The sequence below is a fragment of the Inquilinus limosus MP06 genome, from assembly GCF_000767795.1.
Classification (GTDB): domain Bacteria; phylum Pseudomonadota; class Alphaproteobacteria; order DSM-16000; family Inquilinaceae; genus Inquilinus; species Inquilinus limosus_E.
In genome coordinates, this window is the sequence record NZ_JANX01000420.1 from 1 (window position 1) to 5,706 (window position 5,706).

Below are 5,706 nucleotides of genomic sequence, written 5' to 3' on the forward strand. Positions count from 1 at the left end.
TGGAGCATCCGGCCGCGCGACCTATCTGAAGGATAGGCCGGCCTGCCTCCGGCTCCTCGACAACGGCGTCGGCCGGCCTGGGCGGCCGCGCCCGCTCACCGGAGGCGGAGCCATGACGCGACCATCCCCCGACCCGGCAACCGGCGCCGACCGGACCGTCCGGCATCGTCACATCACCATCGACGGCATCCGCATCTTCACCCGGGAGGCGGGGCGGGAGGATGCACCCGTCCTGCTGCTGCCGCACGGCTATCCCTGCTCCTCCTACCAGTTCCGCAACCTGCTGCCGGCGCTGGCCGACCGCTGGCGCCTGGTCGCGCCGGATTTTCCCGGCTTCGGCCTCAGCGACACGCCCGAGGGCTTCGCCTACGACTTCGACGGCTATGCCGGCCTGCTGGAGCGCGTCGCCGACACGCTGGGGCTGGGCCGCTTCGCCCTGTACTTGCACGATTACGGCTCGCAGATCGGGCTGCGCCTGGCGATCCGGCGGCCGGAGCGCGTCGCGGCGCTGATCGTCCAGAACGGCGATATCTACGAGGATGCACTGGGGCCGAAATACGCTTTCCTGACGGATTACTTCGCGAATCCGACGGCGGAGGGACGGGCCAGGCTGGTGGCCGCCGTCAGCGAGGAGGGCTTCCGCGACGAGTTCCTGAACGACGTCCGTGGCGACCTGGCCCAGCGCATCCCGCCCGACCTGTGGAAACTGCACTGGCCGCTGATGGACACGCCCGGGCGCCGGGCGATCGCGGTCGGGCTGATGGAGGGGCTGAAGGAGAATCTGGGCTGGTTCCCGCGCTACCAGGCCTATCTGCGCGAGCACCGGCCGCCGACGTTGATCGCCTGGGGACCGCAAGACGGCTACATGCCCGAGGACTCGGCGAAGGCCTGGCTGCGCGACCTGCCGGAGGCGGAGCTGCATCTGCTCGACGGCGGCCATTGGGCGCTGGAGACCAATCTCGACGAGATCGTGGCCCTGATGCGCGGCTTTCTCGGCCGCGTGCACAGCAGATGAGGAGCGACGGATGAGCGATGATCGGAAGCGACCCAGGATCGCCCGGATCTGGCGCGGCCGCACCCGGCGCGACCGGGCCGACGAATACGAGGCCTACAATTACGAGATCGGCATCAGGCCCTTGATCGAGAAGGCGATGGGCGTGCAGTGCCTGCGCGAGGACCGCGCGGACGAGACCGAATTCGTCACCATCTCCTACTGGGAGAGCGTCGAGGCCATGGCGCGGTTCACCGGCAGCGACCCGGCCGCGATCCACCATCTCGACCGCGACCCGGAGTTCCTGATCGAGCTGCCGGACCGGGTCCAGATCCTGCAGATCCGGCACGCGCATGGCGACACCGGCGGCGACGGACGGTGACGCTCACCCCGCCTTCTTCAGCCGGGTCTCCACCAGCCGCGACCACAGCGTGGCGCCGACCGGCAGGATCTCGTCATTGAAGTCGTAGCGCGGATTGTGCACCGGCACGCTGCCGCGGCCGTTGCCGATGAACAGGAAGGCGCCCGGCTTCTCCGCCAGCATGAAGGCGAAATCCTCCGACGCCATGACGATGTCGCCGTCGTCCCGCACCGTGTCGGCGCCCAGCGCCTCCGCCGCCGTCTCGGCGGCCCAGGCGGTCTCGGCGGCGTCGTTGATCACCGGGATGACCTTGATCACCACCTTCGGCTCGGCCTTGCCGCCGAAGGCGGCGGCGACGTCGCGCGCGATCGTCTCGATCCGCGTCTTCAGCGCCTCCAGCACCTCCATCCGCAGGGCGCGGAAGGTGCCGCGCAGCACGGCGGTGTCGGGAATCACGTTGTAGGCGTCGCCGGCATGGATCTGGGTGACGCTGATCACCGCGGAATCGAGGGCGGAGACGTTGCGGGCCACCACGCTCTGCAGCGCCGTCACCACATGCGCCGCGATCAGCACCGGGTCGACGCCCGTCTCCGGCAGCGCGCCATGGGCGCCGCGGCCGGTGATCGCGATGTCGAACACGCCGCCGCCGGACATGGTCGGGCCGGGCCGCACCATCACATGCCCGGCCTCCAGCGTGTGGAAGTTGTGCATGCCGAACACGGCCTCGCAGGGGAACTGCTCGAACAGCCCGTCGGCGATCATCGCCTCCGCCCCGCCGCGGCCCTCCTCGGCCGGCTGGAAGATGAAATGCACCGTGCCGTCGAAGTTCCGTGTGGCTGCCAGGTAGCGGGCGGCGCCCAGCAGCATGGTGGTGTGGCCGTCATGGCCGCAGGCATGCATGGTGTTCGGGGTCCGCGACCGGTGGCCGAAATCGTTCACCTCCTGCATCGGCAGCGCGTCCATGTCGGCGCGCAGCGCGATCGCCGTCGGGTTGTTGCCGACCCGCAGCGTGCCGACCACGCCGGTCTTGCCGATCCCGGTCGCCACTTCGCAGCCGAAGGCGCGCAGCCGCTCCGCCACCAGGGCGCTGGTGCGGTGCTCCTCGAAGCCCAGCTCCGGATGGGCGTGGATGTCCCGCCGCCATTCGGTCAGCTCGTCGGCGAAGCCGGCGATCATCGGGTCGATCTTCATGGCTGAGTCCTTCGCGGGAACGTCGGACGATATCAGGAACCCGGGCGGCGGCGCTGGCAAGCCCCGATCTCGCCCATCCTTCCGCCTCGTGCTATTGCAGGCGGATGACGCTTTGGCGGACAGCCGCGGGGAGAGAATGCGCGAGATCCTTGAGGTGCTCGAGACGAAGCGCGCGGCGGCGCGCCTGGGCGGCGGCAGGAAGCGGGTCGAGGCCCAGCACGCCAAGGGCAAGCTGACGGCGCGCGAGCGGCTCGAGGTCTTCCTCGACCCCGGCTCCTTCGAGGAATGGGACATGTTCGTCGAGCACCGCTCGGCGGATTTCGGCATGGCCGAGCAGAAGGTGCCGGGCGACGGCGTGGTGACCGGCTTCGGCACCGTCGACGGCAAGCTGGTCTTCGTCTTCAGCCAGGACTTCACGGTGTTCGGCGGCTCGCTGTCCGAGGCGCATGCCGAGAAGATCTGCAAGATCATGGACCAGGCGATGAAGGTCGGCGCGCCCGTCATCGGCCTGAACGATTCGGGCGGCGCCCGGATCCAGGAGGGCGTGGCCTCGCTCGGCGGATATGCCGAGGTGTTCCAGCGCAACGTCCTGGCCTCCGGCGTGGTGCCGCAGATCTCGCTGATCATGGGCCCCTGCGCCGGCGGCGCCGTGTACTCCCCGGCGATGACCGACTTCATCTTCATGGTGAAGGACAGCTCGTACATGTTCGTCACCGGCCCGGACGTGGTGAAGACGGTGACGCATGAGATGGTGTCGGCCGAGGATCTCGGCGGCGCCGTCACCCATACCGCCAAATCCGGCGTCGCCGACCTGGCCTTCGAGGACGATGTCGAGGCGCTGCTGCGGCTGCGCGACTTCGTCGGCTTCCTGCCGTCCTCGAACCGCGCCCCGGCGCCGATCCGCCCGACCGACGATCCGGCCGACCGGCCGGAGATGTCGCTGGACACGCTGATCCCGGCCAACCCGAACAAGCCCTACGACATGAAGGAGCTGATCGGGAAGGTGGTGGACGAGGGCGATTTCTTCGAGCTGCAGCCCGCCTTCGCCGGCAACATCGTCATCGGCGTGGCGCGGATGCAGGGCCGAACCGTCGGCATCGTCGCCAACCAGCCGATGGTGCTGGCCGGCTGCCTGGACATCGATTCCAGCCGCAAGGCGGCGCGCTTCGTCCGCTTCTGCGACGCCTTCAACATCCCGATCGTCACCTTCGTCGACGTGCCGGGCTTCCTGCCCGGCACCAGCCAGGAATATGGCGGCATCATCAAGCACGGCGCCAAGCTTCTGTTCGCCTATGCCGAGGCGACGGTGCCGAAGGTCACGGTGATCACCCGCAAGGCCTATGGCGGGGCCTATGACGTGATGGCGTCCAAGCATCTGCGCGGCGACGTCAACTACGCCTGGCCGACGGCCGAGATCGCGGTGATGGGGCCGAAGGGCGCGGTCGAGATCATCTTCCGCGCCGATCTCGGCGACGCCGAGAAGATCGCGGCGCGGACCGAGGAGTACCGCGAGAAATTCGCGAACCCCTTCGTCGCCGCGGCCCGCGGCTATGTCGACGATGTGATCATGCCGCACAACACCCGCCGGCGGATCTGCAAGGCCCTGGCGATGCTGGCGGAGAAGAAGCTCGAGAATCCCTGGAAGAAGCACGACAACCTGCCGTTGTAGGGCGCCTTGATTCCGCCACGCCGGGGTGGTGCCATCCCGGCCGGGAGAGACTTTGGCACCGAGACCGGAATGATGGCGCGCTTCCGCCCCCTGACGACCCTTCTGGCCGGGGCGCTGCTGCTGGCCGGCTGCGCCACCGAGGCGGGGTTCCGCAAGGGGCTGGACCAGCTGATCGGCCAGCCGAAGGACCAGCTGATCGTGCGCTACGGCCCGCCGATCTATGAGAGCCGGACCGAGGACGGGCGGCGCTACGCCCAGTTCAACCTGTCCTATGTCGAGACCGGCGGCGGCTACACGAACAGCGTGCCGCGCACCGAGGTCGTGCGCGGCACCTACCGCGACGATGACGGCGACAAGCGCCGCTACAAGGAGACGCGGACGGTCTATGACCAGGAATACGTGCCGCCCTACGCGATCGAGCGGCGCTGCCTGACCACCTTCTATTTCAACGCCGCCAACCGCGTGGCCAGCTACGCCTATGCCGGGGAGGGCTGCGTCGCGCCGGAATAGGGCTGTCAGCGTCATGCGATCGATTTAAGGTTGTGTTGATTCTATATTTGCTATTTTATGATAACCCGTGGCAGGAGACGGAAGTCCTGCGGCGGCGCTCGGGGGAGGAATCATCGATGCGGCGGATCGCTCTGCTCCTGGCCGGAACGGCGGTGTTGATCGCCGGCTGCGGCCCGCGCGGCCCCCAGTTCAGCGAGCTCGGCTTCCAGCAGCGGATGGAGCGGCTGATCGGATTGTCGAAGGACAGGGTGGTTGGCCATCTCGGCCCGCCGGTCTCGGAGTTCGAGCGCAAGGAGGACGGCCATATCATCGCGACCTACAAGCTGGACTGGACCGACTCCGGTGGCGGCTACACCGTCAGCGTGCCGAGAACAGAGTATGTGTACGGCACCAGCTACAATCGCCGGGGCAAGAGCAGCGGCAGCTACAGCGAAACCCGGACCGTCTATGTCGATCGTTCGGTGCCGTCCTATTCCGTTCAGCGGAGCTGCTTCATCGATCTGGACTATGATGAGCGGCAGCGGGTCGTTGGCTACCAGTATCAGGGTGACGGCTGCATGGCCGTGGAGCGGAAGACGCCGTAACCGGCCGCCGCTCACAGCAGCGGCCGCAGCGCCAGGTCGAGGCCGAGCAGCAGGAGGCCGAGGAAGAACCAGCGCCGGAACGCCTCCGGCCGCACCCTGAGGCGCAGCCACTGGCCGGCGGCCATGCCCAGCAGCGCCGGGGCCAGGGCCAGCAGCGAGGTGCCGGCGGCGTCCAGCGGGAAGGCGCCGTCCCGCGCCAGCCCGGCCGTCAGCGCCAGGGTCGAGACGGTGAAGGACAGGCCCAGCGCCTGCACCAGATCCTCCTTCTCCAGCCCCAGCGCCTGCAGGAACGGCACCGCCGGGATGACGAAGACCCCGGTGGCGGCGGTGACCAGGCCGGTGGCGGCGCCGACCGGGCCCGACCACCAGCGCTCCGCCCTGGCCGGCACGGACAGGGCGG

7 protein-coding genes are annotated in these 5,706 nt (G+C 68.8%); 5 read left to right on the forward strand and 2 right to left on the reverse strand.

Features of this window, described 5'->3' with window-relative positions:
* Positions 1 to 112 precede the first annotated feature (112 nt).
* Together P409_RS24655 and P409_RS24660 are read left to right on the forward strand one after the other, a co-directional pair.
* Positions 113 to 1,015, forward strand: a complete 903-nt coding sequence (locus P409_RS24655) for an alpha/beta fold hydrolase (protein ID WP_034844810.1) — start codon at positions 113 to 115, stop codon at positions 1,013 to 1,015.
* Positions 1,016 to 1,025: 10 nt separating this feature from the next.
* Positions 1,026 to 1,373, forward strand: coding sequence for an antibiotic biosynthesis monooxygenase family protein (locus P409_RS24660; RefSeq protein ID WP_034844812.1), 348 nt, complete (start codon positions 1,026 to 1,028; stop codon positions 1,371 to 1,373).
* A 3-nt stretch (positions 1,374 to 1,376) separates the two neighbouring features.
* Here P409_RS24660 and P409_RS24665 read toward each other — a convergent pair whose 3' ends face one another.
* Positions 1,377 to 2,543, reverse strand: a complete 1,167-nt coding sequence (locus P409_RS24665) for a M20 aminoacylase family protein (protein ID WP_034844814.1) — start codon at positions 2,541 to 2,543, stop codon at positions 1,377 to 1,379.
* Between the two features lie 136 nt (positions 2,544 to 2,679).
* Here P409_RS24665 and P409_RS24670 point away from each other — a divergent pair, with 136 nt between their 5' ends.
* The 3 genes from P409_RS24670 (at position 2,680) to P409_RS24680 (ending at position 5,306) form a co-directional block, all read left to right on the forward strand.
* Entirely contained in the window at positions 2,680 to 4,212 is a 1,533-nt protein-coding gene (locus tag P409_RS24670) for an acyl-CoA carboxylase subunit beta (protein WP_034844816.1), read from the forward strand.
* 69 nt (positions 4,213 to 4,281) lie between these two features.
* Positions 4,282 to 4,722: a hypothetical protein gene (locus tag P409_RS24675; RefSeq protein ID WP_034844818.1), complete on the forward strand. Its 441-nt coding sequence runs from the start codon at positions 4,282 to 4,284 to the stop codon at positions 4,720 to 4,722.
* 116 nt (positions 4,723 to 4,838) lie between these two features.
* Positions 4,839 to 5,306, forward strand: coding sequence for a hypothetical protein (locus P409_RS24680; RefSeq protein ID WP_034844819.1), 468 nt, complete (start codon positions 4,839 to 4,841; stop codon positions 5,304 to 5,306).
* Positions 5,307 to 5,317: 11 nt separating this feature from the next.
* Here P409_RS24680 and P409_RS24685 read toward each other — a convergent pair.
* Positions 5,318 to 5,706: TSUP family transporter (locus P409_RS24685; RefSeq protein WP_034844820.1), on the reverse strand; the 389-nt coding region annotated here is incomplete at its 5' end.